We start from the raw sequence: 23,234 nt of genomic DNA on the forward strand, positions 1-23,234 counted from the left end.
GCGAGCAGGCTCGCTCCCACAGGGGATCTGTGATCGACACAAAACCCATGTGGGAGCGAGCCTGCTCGCGAAGGGGCCGGTACAGACACCGGAGATTACAAGCCTTCCAGCTCCGCCATCAGATCATTCAAGCGATCCACCTTGTCCTCGGTCATGTCACCAGCCGCCAGCCCCTCGATGTACTCGGCCAGTGCCTGCACCGTGCTGCACTCGAACATCGCCCGCAGCGGCACATCGCGTTGCAGGGTTTTCTGCACGCGCGAGGCGATCTGCGTGGCCAGCAATGAATGACCGCCCAGCTCGAAGAAGTTGTCGCGCACCCCGACCTTGTCGACCTTGAGCACTTCGCCCCAGATGTCGGCCAGGGTCTGCTCCAGCTCGTTGCGCGGGGCCAGGTAATCCTGGCTTTGCAACTGGCCGATCTCGAGCGCCGGCAAGGCCTTGCGGTCGAGTTTGCCGTTGGCGTTGTGCGGCAGCTGATCGAGCCACAACCAGTGCAGCGGCACCATGTACTCCGGCAATTCGCTGCGCAGGCGCTGCTTGATCCGCTCCAGACGTTCGCTCGGGTTGAGCGCCGAATCCGCCGCGACCAGATAGCCGACCAAGTGCTTGCCATTCACGCCGTCCTGCACGCCGATCGCCGCATCGCGGACTTCCGGTTGTTCGTGCAGACGCGCTTCGATTTCACCCAGTTCGATGCGGTAACCGCGAATCTTCACCTGATGGTCAACCCGGCCGACGTACTCCAGCACCCCGTCACTGCGCCGCCGCGCGAGGTCTCCGGTGCGATACAGACGCTCGCCCGGCGCGCCGAACGGGTTAGGCACAAACACCGGCGCGGTGCGCAACGGATCGCTGACGTAACCGCGACCGACGCCGGTCCCGGCCACGCACAACTCACCCACCGCGCCCAGCGGCACCAGTTCAAGCGCGCCATCGACCAGGTACAGCAAGTTGTTGTCGGTCGGCGTACCGATCGGCAAATAGCTGCCGCGAGTCGAGGCCATGTCCACACGGAAGAACGCCACGTCATCGGAGCATTCCGCCGGGCCGTAAGCGTTGACCAGACCGATGTCCGGATAACGCAGCAGCCATTGGTGCGCCAGTTCCGGCGGCATCGCTTCACCGGTCGGCAGCATCCAGCGCAGACCGTCGAGGCTCAGGCGATCCGAGGCGAGCATGCCCTGAATCAGCGACGGCACGCTCTCCAGCACGGTGATGCCCTGCGCCTGCACATGCATCAGCAACCCCTGCGGATCGTGAGCGATAGTGTTCGGCACAATGTCCACCCGCGCCCCGAACAGCGGCGCGGCGAGGAACTGCCAGACCGAAATGTCGAAGCTTTGCGAAGCGGTCTGCGCGATCACGTCGGCGTCGGTCAGTTGCAGGTATGGCACCTTGCTCAACTGGTTGTTGAGCATGCCGCGCTGCTCGACCATCACGCCTTTCGGCAACCCGGTCGAACCCGAGGTGTAGATCACGTAGGCCAGGTTGTCCGGGCCACTGTAGATTCCCGGGTTCTGAAGCGATGTCGCCAGCGCCTGCACGTCTTCCCAGACCAACAGCCGTGGACGGTTGGCGCAGCTGAACTCATCGAGCAAAGTCTGCGCCTGTTCGCGGCAGGCGTCGCTGCACACCAGCACGGGCGTGCGGCTCAGTTCGATGATGCGTTGCAGACGCTGGCTCGGCAGGCCCGGATCCAGCGGCAGGTAACCGGCACCGGCCTTGAAGCTGCCGATGATCATCCCCAGCAGATCGAGATTACGTTCGGCCAGCAACGCTACCGGTTGATCCAACCGCACCCCGGCGGCGGCCAGTGCATGGCCGAGGCGGTTGGCGTTCTGGTTCAGCTCGGCATAGCTCAGTTGCTGATCGAGGCAACTGGCGGCAATGCGTTGCGGATGTTGCGCGACCTGCGCTTCGAACAGCGCCACGTAGCTCTGCTCCAGCGGATAATCGTGGGCGCTCTGGTTGCAGCCGTGCAGCAGGAATTCCTGCTCATCAAACCCCACCAGCGGCAGGTCGGCCATGTCGCCATGGAAACCATCGACCAGCGCCAGCAACAGACGCTTGAACTCGCCGAGCATGCGTTCGATGGTCGACTCGTCGAAGTAACGCTGGTCGTAAGACAGGTGCAGGCCGAGGTCATCGCCCGGGTAGCACACCGCCGTCAGCGGGAAGTTGGTGTGGGTGCGGCCCGAATCCGAGGTCGCGTTGAGGCTCTGCGCACGGTCCAGCACCGAGACTTCCACCGGGGCGTTTTCGAACACGAACAGGCTGTCGAACAGCGGCTGGCCTTTCGGCAGTTCGCTCTGTTCCTGAATGTTCACCAGCGGCAGGTATTCGTACTCGCGCAGTTGCATGTTGCTGTCGAGCAGCCCGCTCAACCACTGGCGCACACTGGCGCGCTGATCGTCCGCCGGGATCTGCACCCGCAGCGCGATGCTGTTGATGAACAGGCCGACGGTGCGTTGCATCTCCGGCATTTCCACCGGACGCCCGGCCACGGTCACGCCGAACAGCACGTCGCGATCACCGCTCAGGCGGCGCAATACCAAAGCCCATGCCCCTTGAGCGAAGGTGTTGATGGTCAGTTGATGAGCCTGGGCCAGCTCGCGCAGCCGGATGCCATCTTCAACCTTGAGACGGGTATAGCAGTCACCAACGATCATGCCGCCGCTTTCACCCGCATGTTCACGCAGTAACGGCCGGTCGCTCGGGATCGGCGTGGTGCGCTCGAACCCTCGCAGGTTCTGCTGCCACCACTGGCGCGCCTCGGCCAGGCTCTGGCGTTGCAGCCAGCCGATGTAGTCGCGGTAACGCGGTGGCAGCGACAACTGCGCTTCGCGACCCTCACCGAGGGCGGTGTAGATCTCGAAGAAATCGTTCATCAGCAGCGAACGGCACCAGGCATCGATCAGGATGTGGTGGTTGCTCATCATGAACCAGTAGCGTGCCGCGCCGACCTTGATCAGGCGCAGGTGGAACGGTGCCTGATTGAGCAGATCGAACCCGGCCTCGCGCTCGCTTTTCAGCAGCGCTTGCAGCTTCGGTTCTTGCTCGTCCTCGGCGATGGCGCTCCAGTCCAGGTACTCGATCGGCGTGCGCCCCGGCGTGTGGATCACTTGCAGCATGTCTTCGCCGACGTTCCAGCAGAACGATGCACGCAACGCTTCATGACGGGCGACCACCGCTTGCCAGGCCTGGGCGAAACGCTCGGGATCGAGCTCGCTGTTGATGCGGTAGCGATCCTGCATGTAGTACAGACCGGTGCCCGGTTCGAGCAAGGTGTGCAGCAACATGCCTTCCTGCATCGGCGTCAGCGGGTAGACATCTTCGATGTGCGCGGCTGGCACCGGCAGGGCATCGAGTTGCGCCTGGGTCAGTTTCGCCAGCGGGAAGTCCGACGGTGTCAGGCCGCCGGCTTCGTCCTGCAGGCAATGTTCGATCAGGCTTTGCAGCTCGCCGAGGTAAGCGTCGGCCAGGTCATTGATGGTCTGCGCGTCATAACGTTCGGCGCTGAAAGTCCAGCGCAGCAACAGTTCACCGCCATACACCTGACTGTCGATGCTCAGCTCGTTGGGCAGCGGCGCCTGCGGATCGTGGGCTGCACCGACCGGCTCATCCAGCGGACGGAACAGCGCATCGCTGGCGAAACTCTGGTCGAACTGACCGAGGTAGTTGAAGGTCACCGGTGCGTTCGGCAACGCCGCCATGCTGCGCTGGCTGAGGTCATCGGCCAGATAAAGCAGCACGCCATAACCGAGGCCTTTGTGCGGCACGGCGCGCAGTTGCTCCTTGATCGCCTTGATCGAAGCGCCCTGCCCGGCGGCCTCTTCGATGTTGTGCGGGGTCAGGCGCAACGGATAGGCGCTGGTGAACCAACCGACGGTGCGAGTCAGGTCGATCTCGTCGAACAGGGTTTCGCGGCCGTGGCCTTCCAGTTGGATCAATGCCGACGGCTGCCCGCTCCAGCGGCACAGCACGCGGGCCAGCGCGGTCAGCAGCAGATCGTTGACTTGCGTGCGGTAGGCGCGCGGCGCCTGTTGCAGTAGTTGTTGGGTACGCTCGGTACAGAGGCGCACGCTGACGGTTTGCGCGTGACGATTCTGCTGTCCGCCCTGCGGGTTTTCGCACGGCAGCTCGGCGTTCGGCCCGGCCAGTTGGGTTTGCCACCAGTTCAGTTCTTCACGCAACGATTCGCTGCCGGCATAGGCCTGCAAACGTGCTGCCCAATCCTTGAAGGCACTGGTTTTCGCCGGCAGTTGTACCGACTGTTCGGCGTCGAGCTGGCGATACACGGTTTGCAGATCGTCAAGCAGCACGCGCCACGACACACCGTCGACCACCAGGTGATGGATCGCCACGAACAGGCGTTGCTGACCTTCGGGCCCGTCCACCAGCAAGGCGCGCAGCAGCGGGCCATTTTGCAGATCGAGACTGCGCTGGGCATCGGCAAACAGCGCTGCGCACTTGTCCATCGCCGCCACCCGCACCTGCCACAACACCTCGGCGGCGGACACCGGTTGATGCGTGGCCTGCCACTGATCGTTGACCTGGGTGAAACGCAGACGCAAGGCGTCGTGCTGCTCGATCACCGCCAGCAGCGCCTGTTCCAGACGATGCGGTTCCAGTGCCACGCTCGGCTCCAGCAGCAGCGCCTGGTTCCAGTGCTGACGCTCAGGAATATCAGTGTCGAAGAACCAGTGCTGAATCGGCGTCATGGCCGACTCACCGAGCACCAGTCCCTGCTCGGCAGTGACTTGCTCGCTGCGGCTGGCGACTGCGGCGAGGGTCTGCACCGTCTGATGCTGGAACAGATCCCGCGGGCTGAAATGAATGCCTTGCTGCCGCGCCCGGCTGACCACCTGAATCGACAGGATCGAGTCGCCACCGAGCTCAAAGAAGTTGTCGTTGAGACCGACCTGTTTGACGTTGAGCACCTCGCACCAGACCACCGCCAGGGTCTGCTCCAACTCATTGCTCGGGGCGACGTAGTGCTGACGGTTCAGCTCGGGATCCGGCGCCGGCAAGGCGCGGCGGTCGAGTTTGCCGTTGGCGGTCAGCGGCATGCTCGCCAGCAGGATCAGGTGTGTCGGCACCATGTAATCCGGCAGTTGCGCCTTGAGGTGTGACTTCAGTGCTTCGCGCAGTTCGGCCTGGTGGGTTTCACTTTGTTCGGCGACATCGGTGACGAGGTAGCCCACCAGTTGTTTGCCGCTCGGCGCATCCAGCGCCAGCACCACCGCTTCGCGGATCGAGTGGTGATCGAGCAGACGGGTTTCGATTTCGCCCAGCTCAATGCGGAAACCACGGATTTTCACCTGGTGGTCGATCCGCCCCAGATATTCCACCAGCCCATCGGCACGCTGGCGCACCAGATCGCCGGTGCGGTACATGCGCCCGCCATCGGCAGCAAACGGGTCAGCCACGAAACGCTCGGCGCTGATGCCTGGACGGTCGTGATAACCCTGCGCCAGACCGGCGCCGCCGACGAACAATTCACCGGTCGCGCCTTGCGGCACCAACGCCAGATCGACATCGAGAATGTACGCCACGCGGTCACCTATCACGCTGCCGATCGGCACGCTGCCGACGCCCTCTTCCAAGACCTCTGGCGCCAGACTGGCGAGGGGCATGACCACGGTTTCGGTCGGGCCATAGGCGTTGAAGAACAAGCTCGGCTTGAACGCAGCGCGAATCCGTTGCAGGTGTTCGCCGGTCAGCGCTTCACCGCCGGTGATGATCATCCGCACCGGCAGGGTTTCATTCTGTGTGGCGAGGAATTGCGCCAGCTGACTGCCGTAGCTCGGGGTGAAGCCGAGCACATTGATCCGATGAGTGCGGATCAAGTCGCAGATCTCCTCCGCGTCCCACTGCCCTTGCGCCCGCAACACCACCTGCGCGCCACTGAGCAACGGCACCAGCAAGCGCTCAGTGGCGGCGTCGAAGTTGATTGAATAGAAGTGCAGTTCGCAGTCGTCCGGACGCATGCCGAAACGCTCGATCACCGCCTGGCAATGCATGGCGATTTCGCCGTGGGACACCACCACGCCTTTCGGCTGGCCGGTCGAACCCGAGGTGTAAATCAGATAGGCCTGATGCTGCGGCAGGCTGATGAATGGCAGCTCGCTGGCCGGGTAATCCGCCAGCGCCGCGCTGTCATCTTCCAGGCACCAGCGCGCCACGCTCGACGGCAAATCGCCAAGGGCGTTGAACATCGCCCGGTCGCTGAGCAGCAGACCGATGCGGCTGTCTTCGATCATGTAGTGCAGGCGATCGAGCGGATATTCCGGGTCCAGCGGCACATAAGCGCCACCGGCCTTGAGAATCGCCAGCAGGCCGACGACCATTTCCAGCGAGCGCTCCAGCGCCAGACCGACCCGCACCTGCGGGCCGACCCCACGCTCGCGCAGGGCCCAGGCCAGGCGATTGGCGCGAGCGTCGAGTTCGGCGTAGCTCAAGGTCTGCCCGGCGAAGGTCAGGGCCGGGGCATCTTTGCGCGCCAGCGCCTGCTCGGCGAACAGATGATGGATGCACTGATCGAGACGACGCTCGCCCGGTTCAACGCCGAGGCTGTCGAGCAATTGCTGTTGTTCAGTCCGGTCGAGCAGCGGCAACTGGCTCAAGCGCTGTTGCGGATCGGCGATCAGCGCTTCCAGCAGGTTGCGCCAATGCTGGGCCATGCGTGCGATGGTCGGTTCGTCGAACAGGTCGGTGCTGTAGGTCAGGCAGCAACCGAGGCGATGGTCGAGGTCGGTGACTTCCAGGTTGAGGTCGAACTTGGTCGCCCGCGCATCGTTGGCCAGGTACTCGACGGTCATCCCGGCGAGCATCCGGCTCTGCTGGAACTCCCAGCGCTGCACGTTGCACATCACCTGGAACAGCGGGTTGTACGCCGCACTGCGTGGCGGTTGCAGCGCTTCGACCAGATGATCGAACGGCAGGTCCTGATGCGACTGGCCCTCGATCACGGTGTGGCGCACTTGCTCGAACAACTCACCCACCGACATCTGCCCATCGAGCTGGCAACGCAGCACCTGAGTGTTGAGGAATGCGCCGATCAGCCCTTCGCTTTCCGGGCGGATCCGGTTGGCCACCGGCGCGCCGATGCGCAGGTCGGTCTGGCCGCTGTAGCGGTAGAGCAAGGTGGCGAGCGCGGCGGTCATGGTCATGAACAGGGTCAGACCGTTTTGCGCATTGAACGCTCGGACGCGGGCGGCGAGATCATCGCTGAGATCAAAACGGAACAGTTCACCCTGATGGCTTTGCACCGGCGGACGCGGACGGTCGCCGGGCAGTTCCAGCAGCGGATGTTCGCGACCGAGTTGTGCGGTCCAGTAGTCGAGTTGGCGCTGACGTTCACCGGACTCCAGCCACTGCCGCTGCCAGACGCTGTAATCGAGGTACTGCACCGGCAACGCTTCCAGCGGCGAGTCGCGGTCATCGACGAAGGCTTCGTACAGCGCGCTGAGCTCGCGAGCAAAAATGTCCATTGCCCAGCCTTCGGTGACGATGTGGTGCAGGGTCAGGACAAAGTAATGCTCATGCTCGGCGGTCTTCACCAGACAGGCGCGCAGCAGCGGGCCGCTTTCCAGGTCGAACGGCAGATGCGCTTCGTCATCGGCCAGTTGCTGGACCTGCTGCTCACGCTGGTCAGCCGGCAGTTTCGAGAAATCTTTCCAGCCCATGCGCACGCCGGTCTCGGCATGCACCTGCTGACGGGCCACGCCATCGACGCCCGGGAACGTGGTGCGCAAGGTTTCGTGGCGCAGGATCAACGCCTGCAACGCGGCCTCGAAATGCTCGACGTGCAACACGCCGCGCAGGCGCGCCATGCCGCCGACGTTGTACGCCGGGCTGTCCGGCTCCATCTGCCAGAGAAACCACATGCGCTGTTGCGAGTACGACAACGGCACCGCTTGGCGGCGATCGACTTTGGCAATCGGCGGCTGTTGGTTGGTCTGGCCGCTGGCCTGGATCAGGCGGATCTGTTCGGCGAAATCACCGAGTTCGCTGTGTTCGAACAAGGCGCGCAGCGGCAACTCGACGTCACAGGCCTGACGGCTGCGCGAGATGATTTGTGTGGCCAGCAACGAGTGCCCGCCAAGGGCGAAGAAATCGTCGCGCAGACCGATCCGTGGCAGACCCAGCACTTCACGCCAGATCGCGGCGATCTGTTGTTCCAGCTCGGTGGCCGGTTCGACGTGCTCACGCACTTGCCACTGCGGCTCAGGCAAGGCGCGACGGTCAAGTTTGCCGCTCGGGCTCAGGGGCATTGCGTCCAGACGCATCAGTTGCGCCGGGACCATGTATTCCGGCAGCTCGGCGGCCAGCGCGGTTTTCAGGCGGGCGATCTGTGCGTCCTGATCTTCGCTGGCGTCGACAGCGGTGAAGTAGCCGATCAATTGCGCGCCGGCCGCGGTTTCGCGCACCAGCACCACGGCCTGGGCGACGTCGTTTTGCGCCAGCAGGCGCGCTTCGATTTCTTCCGGTTCAACGCGGAAACCACGCAGTTTGACCTGCTGATCGAGACGCCCGAGGTATTCGATCACGCCGTCCGAGGTCCAGCGTGCACGGTCACCGGTGCGGTACAGGCGTGCACCCTGCTCGCCCAACGGGTCGACCACAAAGCGCTCGGCCGTCAGCGCCGGACGACCGAGGTAACCCCGGGCCAGACCGATGCCGCTGATGCACAGTTCACCCGGTACACCGGCCGGCACAGGATTGAGCTCGGCGTCGAGCACGCGACAGATCACGTTGCCCAGCGGCCGGCCAATCGGCGAGCGTTCGCCATCGGCGCTGGTGCAGTGCCAATGGGTGACGTTGATCGCGGTTTCGGTCGGGCCGTAACGGTTGTGCAGTTGCACCGCCGGCAGTTGCGCCAGTACGCGGTTGCGCAGTTCCGCCGGCAACGCTTCACCGCCGGAGAACAGCCGACGCAGGCTGGTGCATTCGGCGCTCAGCGGTTCGTCGATGAACAGCGAAAGCAGCGGCGGTACGAAGTGCAGCGTGGTCACGCCATATTCTTGAACAAGCTGCGCGATACGATGCGGTTCGCGGTGTTCACCGGGGGCGGCGATCAGCAGGCGCGCACCAGTGATCAGCGGCCAGAAGCATTCCCACACCGATACGTCGAAACTGATCGGCGCCTTTTGCATCAGCACGTCGCTGTCGTTCAGGCGATAGCTGTTCTGCATCCACTGCAGCCGTTCGGCCAATGCGGCGTGGGTGTTGCCGACGCCTTTCGGTTGCCCGGTGGAACCGGAGGTGTAAATCACGTAGGCGAGGTTGTCACCGTGCAGGTGCAGACCCGGTGCCTGACTCGGCCAGTTTTCCAGGTGCAACGCGTCCATGGCGATCACGCTGACACCGTCACTGGCCGGCAGACGTTCGAGCAAGGCAGTCTGGGTCAACAACAGTTCGACGCCGCTGTCGCTGAGCATGTAGGCCAGACGTTCGGCCGGGTAATCCGGGTCCAGCGGCACATAAGCGCCACCAGCCTTGATGATCGCCAGCAGGCCGATCAGCAGTTGCGGCGAACGCTCGGCAGCGATTGCCACGCACACATCCGGACCCACACCTTTGTCGCGCAGGTAGTGCGCGAGACGGTTGGCCTGGGCGTGCAATTCGGCGAAATCGAGACTGCCACCGTCCCACACCAAAGCGGTGCGTTCCGGGGTCTGCCGCGCCTGTTCGTCGAGCAGTTCCGGCAGCCAGTGTTGCGCCGGGGTGCAGGGGGCGATGCTCCATGCTTGTTGCTGTTCGTGCTCGCACGGCGTCAGCAGTTGCAGGTCGCCGATCGCCTGTTGCGGGTGTTCGCACACACTGCGCAGCAGGTTGCTGAAGTGTTCGGCCAGACGCTCGATGGTCGCCGCCTCAAACAATTCATCGGCGTAGTCGAAGGACAAGGTCAGGCGCCCGTTGCGATCCTCTTCGCTGTGCAGTTGCAGGTCGAACTTGGCTTCGCGGCTGTGCCACGGCAGTTCTTCGGCGAGCAGACCCGGCAGACGCTTGAGCGCACTCAGGTCGCGTTGCTGGTGGTTGAACATGACCTGAAACAGTCCCTGTTCGCGAGCCTGCGGGAACGCTTCGAGCAGTTGTTCGAACGGCAGATCCTGATGGGCCTGCGCACCCAGCGCAGCCTCGCGGGTCTGCGCCAGCAACTCGCCAAACGACAGTCGTGAATCAACCTCGGCACGCAGTACCTGGGTGTTGATGAAGAAGCCGATCAGGCCCTGGGTTTCCAGGCGCGGACGGTTGGCATTGGGGATGCCGATGCGGATATCGCGTTGACCGCTGTAGCGGTGCAACAGGCTCTGGAACGCCGAGAGCAACAGCATGAATGGCGTCGATTGATGCGCCTGCGCAGTCTGCTTGATCGCATCGCTGAGGCTGACACCGAGGCGCACGCTGTGGCGCGCGGCGCTGTGCAATTGTCTGGCCGAGCGCGGGTGATCGGTGGCCAGTTCCAGCACCGGATGGTCGTTGCCCAGTTGGGCTTTCCAGTACGCCAGTTGCCGCTCGCCCTCGCCTTGCGCCAGCCATTCGCGCTGCCAGCTGCCGTAGTCGGCGTAGTGGGTGGGCAGCGGCGCGAGTTCGGCGCGCTGACCTTGGGAGGTCGCGGCGTACAGGCGCGAGAATTCATCGATCAGCACGTTCAGCGACCAGCCGTCGGCGATGATGTGGTGCAACGTCACCAGCAACTGGTGATCTTCGTCGTCGAGGCGTACCAGCGTCACCCACAGCAGCGGGCCTTTTTCCAGATCGAATTGTGTGCGTGCTTCGTCTTCGCGGATCTGTTGCGCGCGGGCTTCACGCTCGTGCACTGGCAAGTCGCTGAGGTCAATCAGTTGCAGATTGAATTCAGGCGCCGCCTCGACCTGTTGCAGCGCCACACCGTCACGTTCGAAAAAGCGCGTGCGCAGCGATTCGTGGCGTTCGATCAGTTGCTGGAAGCTGGCGCGCAACGCATCTTCATCCAGCTCGCCACGCAGACGCAGGGCGCCGGGAATGTTGTAGGCGCTGCTGTGCGGATCGAGTTGCCAGGTGATCCACAGACGGTTTTGCGCCAGCGATTGCGGCAGTGCTTCAGTGCGCGACAACGGGGTGATTTCGCCTTGGGCGCTGCCGCCGTCCTGTTGCTGTTGCGCCACGGCGGCGGCGAACGCGGACAGGGTCGGCGCCTCGAACAGCAGACGCAGGTTCAGCTCCAGGCCCAGTTCTTCGCGCACCTTGGCGATCACTTGAGTTGCTGCAATCGAGTTGCCGCCGAGCAGGAAGAAGTGGTCGTCGGCGTTGACCTGTTTGAGATTGAGTTGCTCGGCCCAGAGCTTGCCGATCAGGGCTTCCAGCTCGGAAGCCGCCAGGGTCGATTCGGTATTTTGCACCTCGGCGGACGGGAACATCGCGTAGCTGTCGAGGCTGCCATCGGCCAGACGTGTGCGGCACGCCGAGCGTTGCAGCTTGCCGCTGGACGTCTTCGGCAGCGCGCCTGGGTTGAGCAGCACCACCACGCTCGGCGCTTCCTGACAGGCCTCGGCCACCGCTTGGCGAATGGCTTTGATCAGCGCTTCGGGCGGCAGGATTTTTTGCACGCTGCGGCTGATTTCCGCCGCGATGCCAATGCCTTCTTCACCGTCCTGATTGACCGCGAATGCCGCGACGCGACCTTTGCGCACCACTTCCACTTCACGCTCGACGGTTTGCTCGATGTCCTGCGGATAGAGGTTGTGACCGCGCACGATCAGCATGTCTTTCAGGCGCCCGGTGATGAACAGTTCACCCTCGCGGATGAAGCCCAGATCGCCAGTGCGCAGCCAGGTCTGCCCGGCGTGCTGGACAAAGGTCTTGGCGCTGGCCTCGGGATTGCGCCAGTAGCCGTGGGCGATGCTCGGGCCGGCGGCCCAGACTTCGCCGACCGCATTGTCATTGAGTTCTTGCAGGCTGCCCGGATCGACGATCAGCACCGCGTGCTCAGGCTGGCTGATGCCACAACTCATGATCGCGCTGCCGTCGCCCGACTCGGCACGATTTTGCGCCAGCGCTTGATCGTCCACGCGTAACGCAGGAATACCGGTGCCACGCGGTGTGCCGGCAACGAACAGGGTCGCTTCGGCCAAACCATAGGACGCCATGAAGCTGTCTTCGCTGAAGCCGCACGGGGTGAACTTCTCGGCGAAGCGCTCGAGGGTATCGAGACGGATCGGTTCGGAACCGGAATAGGCCACGCGCCAGCGGCTCAGGTCGAGTCGTTCCAGCGCCGATTCGCTGACCCGCTCGCTGCACAAGCGATAGGCGAAATCCGGCCCGCCGCTGATGGTGCCGCCGTATTGGCTGATCGCTTCAAGCCAGCGCAACGGGCGACCGAGGAAGTACGCCGGCGACATCAGGATGCACGGCACGCCGCTGAAAATCGGCTGCAGTAATCCGCCGATCAGGCCCATGTCGTGGTACAGCGGCAGCCAGCTGACGATCACGTCGTCGGGGTTCACGTCGATGCCGAAACCGTGGCGAATCAGCAGCTCGTTGGCCACCAGATTGCCGTGGCTGACCTGCACGCCTTTGGGCAACGCGGTAGAACCGGAGGTGTATTGCAGAAAGGCGATGTGGTCCTGCGGCAGGGTCGGCTCAACCCAGTTCTCGGCCAGCGTGTTGTCGAGCGTATCGACGCACAGCAACGGCGGCGCGCCTTCGATGTGTTGCAAGGCATCACGCAGGTCGGCGCTGGTCAGCAGCAAACGCGGTTCGGCATCGGCAATGATCGACAGCAGGCGTTCCTGATGATGACGACGGGCGGACTCCGGCGGATAGGCCGGCACCGCGATCACCCCGGCGTACAGGCAACCGAAAAACGCCGCGACGTAATCCGCGCCGCTGGGGAACAGCAGCACCGCGCGATCACCGAACTCAGCCTGGGCCTGCAATGCGGCAGCAATGGTGCGCGCGCGTTGATCCAGTTCGCGGTAACTGAGCACCACGCCTTGCTCCTCGGTTTCGGCGAGAAAGCGCAGGGCCAGGCGCTCCGGCGTGTGTGCCGCACGGCGCTGGAGGGCTTGGACCAGAGTGCTGGGGAGTTCGAACGCGTCGGTCATGAGGTTTCCTGCCTGAATTCGGCTTGCTAGTGGAATCGAGGTGCTGCGTCACGCCGGTCGAGGGCGTGCAGGGCGTGGTCTGTGCCGACCGCGCAAGGCTTGCGGAATGCTGTCTGGCCGGGGCTGTACCCCCGAAGCCATTCACCAATGAGAACGGATGGCGTCTGCAAATAATTAGTCAGCGGGCAGGATCGCCAACGGGGGCCGGGGTGTGGCGGTGTGTCGCAGTTCTCGATTCGCACCTTTACGGAGCATTAGTTCTCTTTCTCAATTGACAATCATTATCATTCAACATAATTTGTCGTTCGATGTGTAGGACGGCCTCGTCCCCCGGCGTCCCACTAACCTATTGGCAGCAAGGTGATTTCCATGACGGAACAAGTATCCACAAGCAGGTGCGATTCACCGCTACTTCAGGCCTTCGTCGACAATCGACTGATTCTGGTCAAGATCGCAGCGCGCATTACCGGTTGCCGTTCGCGCGCCGAAGACGTGGTGCAGGATGCGTTCTTCCGCTTGCAATCGGCGCCGCCGATCACCTCATCGATCAAGGCGCAATTGAGTTACCTGTTCCAGATCGTGCGCAACCTCGCCATCGATCACTACCGCAAACAGGCGCTGGAACAGAAATACTCTGGTCCCGAAGAGGAAGGGTTGAATGTGGTCATTCAAGGCGCTTCGCCGGAAACCTCGCACATCAATTTCTCGACGCTGGAGCACATCGCCGACGCGCTGACCGAACTGCCCAGCCGCACCCGTTACGCCTTCGAGATGTACCGCCTGCACGGCGTGCCGCAAAAGGACATCGCCAAGGAACTCGGCGTCTCGCCGACCCTGGTCAACTTCATGATTCGCGATGCACTGGTGCACTGCCGCAAGGTGTCGGGCAGCCGTGGGGATGCGGCCTCGATGGGTCGTCGTTAAGCCCGGCTCATCGCAGAAAAAAGATCGCAGCCTTCGGCAGCTCCTACATGAGATGTATTCCTCTGTAGGAGCTGCCGAAGGCTGCGATCTTTTGCTTTTACGCCAGCTTGCACCGATCAAAAAACCGCTCACGCCCCAGAATCATCAACGCCGCGCGCTTGTGCGGAAAGTCGAACTCTTTCTCGCAGTGAAAGCACTGATTCTGCATGTGGCCGATCATCTTCGCGTTATCGGCACGCGGTTCAGCGACCACACGCTGGGTCCGCGGATCATCCAGAAACAAGTAATGCACCAGCGCCGACAGCCAGCTCGCAACCTTGTGCGGGCCACGGTGATTTTCCTCTCCCACCAGCATGTGAATACCACGGTCGTAATTGTCGGCGTCGTAGAACGGCGCGATACGGTCTTCCTTAGCCCAGTAGGCCTCGAAATAGGCAAACGGTTGATCATCAAAACAGCCGATCAGCGTCAGCGTGTGCGGATCGGCATCGAGCTTGCTCAGGTATTCGCGATGCTGCTCGAGACTGCCCTCCTCCTGCCAGAAACTGGCAACTCGCGGGCTGTTCTGCCAGCGATTGAACCGCGCCAGATCCTGCTCGATCTCCACCGTACGCAGGGAAATCCACGCGCCGAGACGCGCATCGAAACGCCGATAGACCTCGCCACGCGGCTTTGCCGGGCGCAGCGGATGGCGCTTGCCGTGACTGATCACCATTTGTTGCGGGTAGCTGCCGGTCAGCGACGTGCCCAGCCAGGGTTGCGGCAACTGCCAGAACAGGGTGCGTTCGCAGCGGTATTCGCCAGCCACTTCGGTGCTGACCAGCAAACCGCTGAGCAACGCTTCAGTGGGTGGTTGATCGAGTTGCCAGAGCAGTTGCTGACAGTCCGGATCGCGTGCGAACAACCAGTAACAGGCCGCCCACAGCGCCTGCCCCACGGGCAGTGCGTAACGCTCGTCGAGCTGGATCGGGCCTTTGGCCAGACGATCGAGGCGCAGGCGAATCAGCGGTTGCCCGTCCAGGATCAGGCTCAGACGGCTTTCAGTGGCATCGGCTACCAGGTGGCTGCCCGAAGGCAGGGCCAGGGCAGTCAGGTCATTCAGATTGGACATGGGTCGGGCTCACGATAATCGTCGACAGTTCAACGATGGGACGTGAGCCGAGAGGAGAAATTTAGCCGCCTGGATGAAAATCGGTCAGGGATGAGCCACCGGCACCACGGCAATCTTGTAAGGATCGAAGATCTTCAGCATCTGGCCATTGTTGCGCAAACCCTGCAGCAACTTGCCGAACGCCTCGCCAGTGATCGGTGCCGTCGGACGCAGAATGGCGTAATGGTGGTAGACCTGATCGATGCGTTGCGACACCAGCAATTCGTCACGCACTTTCTCGTTGCGCAGCAGATAATCGAACAGGTACGAGCGCGTAACCAGAGCGATGTCGGCGCGCCCGCGCAGCACCATCAGCAGGTTGCTGTCGTGGGAATAGGTCAGCGTCGCGTTGAAGGTATCGGCGAGGTATTTGGGATCGGCGTTGAAGTTGGCGAACTCATAGTGATAACCGCTGTACAGCGCCAGGCGCTTGCCCTTGAGGTCGGCGAAATAGTTCTGCTGGCGACCGTCTTCACGTTGCGCGACGAAAATCTCGGCATCTTCCAGGCCCATATCGACGTCGGTATGAGGAATCTCCTTCCAGCCCCAATCGGGGTTCTCGAAGATCGCCATGTCGATCCGGCCCTGCTTGAAATCACCGAAACGCCGAGGAATCGAAGTCGGTACCAGTACGAACTGATAGTCCGCCTGCAGTGCATTGAGCGCCTCGACCAGTTGCGGCAGCAGGCCAGTGTCGGCACCACTTTCCGGACGCACGGTGTAAGGCGGAAAATGCGCCGCGCCCACCCGAACCAGTTGCGCTGCCTGTGCGGGTAGCACCCAAAATACCGCCAGCGCTACGAGCAAAAGCCCTGCGGTCGTCCGAATTGGCGAAGACTTCAAAACACCCCACTCCCCGAAAAAATGGCAATCAATGCATTCAAGCTAGGCGGTTTCGCCCAGTTAGCCAGTTTCCCGGCCTGTTAGAAAGTGGACTGGCGCTCTTCGAGCACCAGAATCAGCGCTTCATCGGCCAATTGATCAAGGCTCAGGCTACCGCCGGCACGGAACCAGGTGGTGGTCCAGGACAGTGCGCCGGTGAGGAATCGACGGGTAATGAATACATCGCCACGGATAAACCCGGCGTCCTTGGCTTCGCCCAGCACTTGCAACCAGATCTCTTCATAGACGTCACGCAGGGCCAGCACCCGGGCCTGCCCCTCCTCGGACAACGAACGCCACTCGTAGACCAGCACCGCCATCGCTTCGCCGCTGCCGCCCATGATCGACTGCAACTCGCAACGAATCAGCGCCAGCACCCGCTCGCGTACATTAGCGGCTTCGGCCAGCGCGGCGCGCATCAACGCGGTGTTGTAGACGATGGTCTCCTCCATCACCGCACGAAGGATTTCATCCTTGCTTTTGAAGTGATGAAAAATGCTCCCGGACTGAATCCCCACCGCCCCGGCCAGATCGCGCACGGTGGTGCGTTCATAGCCTTTGTTGCGGAACAGGTGGGCGGCCACTTGCAGCAGTTTGCCGCGAGCGCTGTCAGGGTCGGTCAGTTGGCCTTGGTCCACCAGTTCGCGCATGACCCTCAGGGCTTTTTGCTCGTCCACCCGTTCTCTCCTACAGTCGATCAGTCTGTTGCCCCCTGAACACGCAGGGTTGCGCGCAATTTAAGCCGCGGACCGCAACCAAGCAAGCGCTTGGGCAGAAGATATTTCAGCTGTTTACAAACCAAGCGCTTGCTTGGTAGCCTCCAGACACTTCTGTCGCAGGTTCCTGAGTCGGAGATCACCATGCCCACGACCGTTCGCATCGGATGCGCCAGCGCATTCTGGGGTGACACCAGTACCGCCGCCGCCCAGCTCGTGGCAGGCGGGCGCCTGGATTATCTGGTGTTCGATTACCTGGCCGAGATCACGATGTCGATCATGGCCGGCGCCCGCATGAAGGACCCACAGGCCGGGTTCGCCGGGGATTTTGTCGAGGTGCTTGCGCCGCTGCTGCCGCAACTGGTCGAACGGAAGATTCGCGTGATCAGCAACGCTGGCGGGATCAATCCGAAAGCCTGTGCCGCCGCCCTGCAGGCCGCCTGCGACAAGGCCGGGGTCAGTCTGAAAATCGCCGTGCTGCTCGGCGACGACCTGCAGCCGCAATTCAAGCAACTCGCCACTCAAGGCATCCACGAAATGTTCAACGGCGCGCCGCTGCCGCCGATGTGCGTATCGACCAACGCCTACCTCGGCGCGCCAGGCATCGTCGAAGCCCTGCGCCTGGGCGCCGACATCGTCATCACCGGGCGCGTAGTCGACAGCGCGGTGGTCAGCGCGGCGCTGATGCATGAGTTCGGCTGGGCGTGGCACGACTACGACAAACTCGCTCAGGCGGCGCTGGCCGGGCACATCATCGAGTGCGGCGCACAATGTACCGGGGGCAATTTTACCGACTGGCGCGATGTGCCGGATTACGAACACATCGGTTTTCCCATCGTCGACGTCAGCGCCGACGGCCAGTTCATCGTCAGCAAACCCGAGGGCTCCGGCGGGTTAGTGACGCCATTGACGGTTGGCGAGCAGATGCTCTATGAAATCGGTGATCCACAGGCGTATCTGTTGCCAGACGTAGTCTGCGATTTCACTCAAGTGAAACTGCAGCAACAGGGCAAAAACACCGTGCATGTGCACGGTGCCAAAGGCTTGCCACCCAGCGATAAATACAAGGTCAGCGCCACTTACCCGGACGGCTTTCGCTGCACCGCCAGTTGCCTGATCGCCGGCATCGATGCGGTGGACAAGGCGCAACGCGTGAGCCAGGCGATCATCGACAAAACCTCGGAAATGTTCAGCCAGCGCGGCTGGCCGCCCTACAGCGAAGTCAACATCGAACTGCTCGGCAGTGAAGCCACTTACGGCCCTCACGGTCAGCGCCGTGACAGCCGCGAGGTGGTGATCAAACTCGCGGTGCGCCATCCACTGAAACCGGCGCTGATCCTGTTCTCCCGGGAAATCGCCCAGGCCGCGACCGGCATGGCGCCGGGACTGACCGGCATCGTCGGCGGACGGCCGACGGTCTATCCGCTGATCCGGCTGTTCTCGTTCCTGATCGACAAAAACGCCTGCACCCTGCAAATCGACATGGCCGGTGAGCAATATCCCTGCGCCCTGCCCGCGCAGACACCCCTCGACAGCCACGCTTTGCCAACCCCCGAACAGCCACCCAAACCCCAGGGCCGCGCCGACGCCAGCGTGCCGTTGGTAAAACTGGCGGTGGCGCGCTCCGGCGACAAGGGCAACCACAGCAACATCGGCGTCCTGCCGCGTCGGCCGGAATACCTGCCTTGGATCGCCGAAGCGCTGACGCCGGCGGTCATCGTCGACTGGATGCGCCACCTGCTCGACCCGATCCATGGCCGGGTCGAACGCTGGTACCTGCCCGGCACCCACAGCCTGAATTTCCTGCTGGAAAACGCCCTCGGTGGCGGTGGTGTGGCAAGTCTGCGCATCGATCCACAGGGCAAGGCCTTCGCCCAGCAACTGCTGGAAATCCAGATCCCGGTGCCGCAGAGCATCGCCGAACAACTCGACTAGAGGTTGGGCTTCATGGCTTACGCATCGATTTTCAAAGCCGATCTGTTCAGCGGCCAGACCCTCATCGTCACCGGTGGCGGCAGTGGCATCGGCCGTTGCACCGCCCATGAACTGGCAGCGCTCGGCGCCACTGTGCTGCTGGTCGGGCGCAAGCCGGGAAAACTGCAGAAAGTCGCTGCCGAAATCACCGAAGACGGCGGCCGCGCGCACTGGCAGGCTTGCGACATCCGTGACGAAGACGCGGTAAAACAACTGGTCACTGAGCTGATCGCCGAACACGGGCCGATCCACGGCCTGGTCAACAATGCCGGCGGCCAATACCCGTCGCCACTGGCCGCGATCAATCAGAAAGGCTTCGAAACCGTGCTGCGCACCAATCTGGTCGGCGGCTTCCTGATGGCCCGGGAAGTGTTCAACCAGTCGATGAGCAAACACGGCGGCAGCATCGTCAACATGCTCGCCGACATGTGGGGCGGTATGCCCGGCATGGGCCATTCCGGCGCGGCACGCTCGGGGATGGACAACTTCACCAAGACCGCCGCGTTCGAGTGGGGTTACGCCGGGGTGCGGGTCAATGCAGTGGCGCCGGGGTGGATCGCGTCCAGCGGCATGGACACCTATGAAGGCGCGTTCAAAGCGGTGATCCCGACCTTGCGCGAACACGTACCGCTCAAGCGCATTGGTACCGAATCCGAGGTCAGCGCGGCGATTGTTTTCCTGCTCAGTCCGGCGGCGGCGTTCATCAGCGGCAGCACCTTGAAAATCGATGGTGCGGCCAGCCTCGGCAGCCGTGCATGGCCGCTGCACAAGGCGAGCCACAGCGAGTCGTTCAATGGTTTCCATCGGGCGTACCTGCCCGACGTGCTGAAGGACAAGGAGTAAGCCATGCCGCAGATCCAGTCCCAACTCGATCCGCACAGTGATGCTTTCGCCCGTAACCGCGCGGCGATGCTCGCGGCCATCGAGCACGTCCAGCAACTGGAACAGAACCTGCTGAACAAGGCTGCCGACGCCAAGGGCAAATTCGACCAGCGCGGGCAATTGCTGCCCCGTGAACGCCTGAATCTGCTACTCGACCCCGGCGCGCCGTTCCTCGAACTGGCGAGCCTGGCCGGCTACAAGCTGCACGACGACAAGGACGGCAGCGCCGCCGGCGGAGGCTTGATTGCCGGCATCGGTTACGTGTCCGGCGTGCGTGCGTTGGTGGTGGCCAATAACAGCGCAATCAAGGGCGGCACCATTTCCCCCACCGGCCTGAAAAAATCCCTGCGTCTGCAACAGATCGCCCAAGAGAACAAACTGCCGGTGATTACCCTCGCCGAAAGCGGCGGCGCCAACCTCAACTATGCGGCGGAGATTTTCGTCGAGGGAGCACGCAGTTTTGCCAATCAGGCGCGGATGTCGGCCATGGGTCTGCCGCAGATCACCGTAGTGCATGGCTCGGCCACGGCCGGTGGCGCCTATCAACCGGGGCTGTCGGATTACGTGGTGGTGGTGCGCGGCAAGGCCAAGCTGTTTCTTGCCGGGCCGCCGCTGCTCAAAGCCGCGACCGGAGAAGTTGCCACCGATGAAGAACTGGGTGGCGCCGAAATGCACGCACAGGTTGCCGGCACCGCCGAATACCTGGCCGAGAACGATGCCGATGGCGTGCGCCTGGTCCGCGAGATCTTGCGCATGCTGCCGTGGAACGAGCAATTGCCGTGGCTGCCGGAGCCGCAATACAAGGCGCCGCTATACCCGATCGACGAGTTGCTCGGGCTGATTCCCGAAGACCCGAAGAAGCCCTACGACGTGCGCGAAATCGTTGCGCGGATTGCCGATGAATCGGAGTTTCTCGAATTCAAGGGCGAGTTCGATCAGCAGACCATCTGTGGCCAGTTGAAAATCCAGGGCCGTGCCTGCGGCTTGATCGGCAACAACGGCCCGATCACCCCCGCCGGGGCGAGCAAGGCCGCGCAGTTCATTCAACTGTGCGATCAGAGCCAGACGCCGCTGCTGTTCTTCCACAACACCACCGGGTTCATGGTCGGCACCGAGTCCGAGCAGCAAGGCGTGATCAAACACGGTTCGAAACTGATTCAAGCGGTGGCCAATGCCCGAGTGCCTAAACTGACGATTGTCGTCGGTGGTTCCTACGGCGCCGGCAACTATGCGATGTGCGGGCGCGGTCTCGATCCACGTTTCATCTTCGCCTGGCCCAACAGCCGCACCGCGGTGATGGGCGGCGCGCAGGCCGGCAAGGTGCTGCGCATTGTCACCGAGGCCAAACAGCTCAAGGAAGGCCTGGTGCCGGATCCGAAAATGCTCGACATGCTCGAACAGGTCACCGCGCAGAAACTCGACAGCCAGTCCACCGCGCTTTACGGCAGCGCCAACCTGTGGGACGACGGTCTGATAGACCCGCGCGATACGCGCACCTTGCTCGGTTACCTGCTGGATATCTGCCACGAAGCCGACATCCGCATGTTGCAACCCAACAGCTTCGGCGTCAGCCGCTTCTGACTGCCACGGATCCCAAGGAGAACAATAAAAATGATCTTCACCCCGGAACACGAAGCACTGCGTCGCACCGTCCGCCAATTCGTCGAACACGAGATCAATCCACACGTCGATGAATGGGAAAAGGCCGGACGCTTTCCGATCCACGAGATTTTCCGCAAGGCCGGCGACCTTGGTCTGCTGGGGATTTCCAAACCGGAAAAATTCGGCGGCATGGGCCTCGACTACAGCTATTCGATTGTCGCCGCCGAAGAGTTCGGCACCATTCATTGCGGCGGCATTCCGATGTCGATCGGCGTGCAGACCGACATGTGCACTCCGGCGCTGGCCCGCTTCGGCTCCGATGAATTGCGCGACGAATTCCTCCGTCCCGCGATCACCGGCGAGCAGGTCGGTTGCATCGGTGTTTCGGAAGTCGGTGCAGGTTCCGATGTCGCGGGTCTCAAGACCAGCGCGCGCAAGGACGGCGACGATTACGTGATCAACGGCAGCAAGATGTGGATCACCAACTCGCCCAGCGCCGATTTCATCTGCCTGCTGGCCAACACCTCGGACGACAAGCCGCATATCAACAAGTCGCTGATCATGGTGCCGATGAACACCCCGGGCATCAGCCTCAGTTCGCACCTGGACAAGCTCGGCATGCGCAGCTCGGAAACCGCCCAGGTGTTTTTCGATAACGTGCGCGTGCCGCAGCGCAACCGCATCGGCCACGAAGGCGCCGGGTTCATGATGCAGATGCTGCAGTTCCAGGAAGAACGTCTGTTCGGCGCGGCCAACATGATCAAGGGTCTGGAATATTGCGTCGACAGCACCATCGAGTACTGCAAGGAGCGCAAGACCTTCGGCAACGCGCTGATCGACAATCAGGTGATCCACTTCCGCCTCGCCGAATTGCAGACCGAAATCGAATGCCTGCGGGCGCTGGTCTATCAGGCCACCGAGCAATATGTGAAGGGTCAGGACGTCACGCGTCTGGCCTCGATGGCCAAGCTCAAGGCCGGGCGCCTCGGTCGTGAAGTCAGCGACAGTTGCCTGCAATATTGGGGCGGCATGGGCTTCATGTGGGACAACCCGGTGGCCCGCGCCTATCGCGATGTGCGGCTGGTGTCGATTGGCGGTGGCGCCGACGAAATCATGCTGGGGATCATCTGCAAACTGATGGGCATTCTGCCGGGGAAAAAGAAATGAGCCCCCTGCCCGATTGCCAGACACTGCTGCTGGAGCGGCATGGCGGCGTATTGCACATCACCCTCAATCGCCCGGACAGCCGCAATGCGATGAGCCTGCACATGGTCGCCGAACTGCGCGCGGTATTGGCGGCAGTGCGCGATGACCGCGGGGTTCGCGCCCTGGTCCTCAGCGGTGCCGGTGGGCATTTCTGTGCGGGTGGCGACATCAAGGACATGGCCAATGCCCGTGCCCAAGGGGCCGACGCTTACCGCGAGTTGAGCCGCGCCTTTGGAGCCCTGCTGCAAGAAGCACAGCATGCACCACAAGTGCTGATCACCGTTTTACAGGGCGCAGTGCTCGGTGGTGGTTTCGGGCTGGCATGTGTGAGCGATATCGCCATGGCCGATCATCAGGCGCAGTTCGGCCTGCCGGAAACCAGCCTCGGGCTGTTGCCTGCGCAGATCGCGCCGTTCGTGGTGCAACGCATCGGCCTGACCGAAACCCGTCGGCTGGCACTGACCGCCGCGCGTTTCGATGGCCAACAGGCGCGACGCCTGGGGCTGGTGCATTTTGTCGAGCAGGATCCGCAGGCATTGGCCGAACGCCTCGACGAAGTACTCGACCATGTTCTGTGCTGCGCACCGGAAGCGAATGCGATGACCAAAAAGCTGTTGCTGGCCAGCGCCGGACAGCCATCGAATGAACTGCTGGATGACGCAGCGCAATGGTTCAGTGAAGCGGTGACTGGTGTCGAAGGGATCGAGGGCACGATGGCTTTCGTGCAAAAGCGTAAACCGCGATGGGCCACCTGAAAGCTTCGCGAGCAGGCTCGCTCCCACAGGTTTTGTGAACGATGCAAAT

General features: G+C 62.6%; 10 protein-coding genes. 6 read left to right on the forward strand and 4 right to left on the reverse strand.

What is annotated here, in order from left to right; all coding sequences use genetic code 11:
• Nucleotides 1-95: 95 nt before the first annotated feature.
• The gene (locus tag ACM6HV_RS23075; RefSeq protein WP_414905377.1) at nt 96-13,094 is read right to left on the reverse strand and encodes a non-ribosomal peptide synthetase; all 12,999 of its coding nucleotides are present in this window, start codon (nt 13,092-13,094) and stop codon (nt 96-98) included.
• A gap of 369 nt (nt 13,095-13,463) precedes the next feature.
• Between ACM6HV_RS23075 and ACM6HV_RS23080 the strand changes: the two genes are divergently transcribed.
• Nucleotides 13,464-14,018 (forward strand): RNA polymerase factor sigma-70, encoded by a 555-nt coding sequence (locus ACM6HV_RS23080; protein ID WP_027613402.1) that lies wholly within the window; start codon nt 13,464-13,466, stop codon nt 14,016-14,018.
• Between the two features lie 97 nt (nt 14,019-14,115).
• Here the strand turns inward: ACM6HV_RS23080 and ACM6HV_RS23085 are convergent, their stop codons facing one another.
• From ACM6HV_RS23085 to ACM6HV_RS23095, 3 genes are all read right to left on the reverse strand, one after another.
• Nucleotides 14,116-15,129 carry a GNAT family N-acetyltransferase gene (locus tag ACM6HV_RS23085; protein ID WP_414905378.1) on the reverse strand — a complete coding sequence of 338 codons (1,014 nt, stop codon included), beginning with the start codon at nt 15,127-15,129 and terminating at the stop codon, nt 14,116-14,118.
• Nucleotides 15,130-15,213: 84 nt separating this feature from the next.
• The gene (locus tag ACM6HV_RS23090) at nt 15,214-16,011 is read right to left on the reverse strand and encodes a substrate-binding periplasmic protein (protein ID WP_041069688.1); all 798 of its coding nucleotides are present in this window, start codon (nt 16,009-16,011) and stop codon (nt 15,214-15,216) included.
• A gap of 80 nt (nt 16,012-16,091) precedes the next feature.
• Nucleotides 16,092-16,727 (reverse strand): TetR/AcrR family transcriptional regulator, encoded by a 636-nt coding sequence (locus tag ACM6HV_RS23095; RefSeq protein ID WP_145594058.1) that lies wholly within the window; start codon nt 16,725-16,727, stop codon nt 16,092-16,094.
• A 183-nt stretch (nt 16,728-16,910) separates the two neighbouring features.
• Between ACM6HV_RS23095 and ACM6HV_RS23100 the strand changes: the two genes are divergently transcribed.
• The 5 genes from ACM6HV_RS23100 to ACM6HV_RS23120 are packed head-to-tail and all read left to right on the forward strand — an operon-like array spanning nt 16,911 to nt 23,185.
• Nucleotides 16,911-18,701, forward strand: coding sequence for an acyclic terpene utilization AtuA family protein (locus ACM6HV_RS23100; RefSeq protein WP_414905379.1), 1,791 nt, complete (start codon nt 16,911-16,913; stop codon nt 18,699-18,701).
• 12 nt (nt 18,702-18,713) lie between these two features.
• Nucleotides 18,714-19,583 (forward strand): SDR family oxidoreductase, encoded by an 870-nt coding sequence (locus ACM6HV_RS23105; RefSeq protein WP_414905380.1) that lies wholly within the window; start codon nt 18,714-18,716, stop codon nt 19,581-19,583.
• A 3-nt stretch (nt 19,584-19,586) separates the two neighbouring features.
• Complete coding sequence (gene atuC, locus ACM6HV_RS23110) at nt 19,587-21,203, forward strand: geranyl-CoA carboxylase subunit beta (protein WP_414905381.1); 1,617 nt, start codon at nt 19,587-19,589, stop codon at nt 21,201-21,203.
• Between the two features lie 30 nt (nt 21,204-21,233).
• Nucleotides 21,234-22,391: a citronellyl-CoA dehydrogenase gene (gene atuD / locus ACM6HV_RS23115; protein ID WP_027613409.1), complete on the forward strand. Its 1,158-nt coding sequence runs from the start codon at nt 21,234-21,236 to the stop codon at nt 22,389-22,391.
• Nucleotides 22,388-23,185 (forward strand): enoyl-CoA hydratase/isomerase family protein, encoded by a 798-nt coding sequence (locus ACM6HV_RS23120; protein ID WP_414905382.1) that lies wholly within the window; start codon nt 22,388-22,390, stop codon nt 23,183-23,185. Before atuD ends, ACM6HV_RS23120 begins: the two co-directional genes overlap by 4 nt.
• Nucleotides 23,186-23,234 lie beyond the last annotated feature (49 nt).

Origin of the sequence: Pseudomonas sp. IT-P260 (assembly GCF_949768395.1) — a bacterium.
In the GTDB taxonomy this organism is placed as follows: domain Bacteria; phylum Pseudomonadota; class Gammaproteobacteria; order Pseudomonadales; family Pseudomonadaceae; genus Aquipseudomonas; species Aquipseudomonas parakoreensis.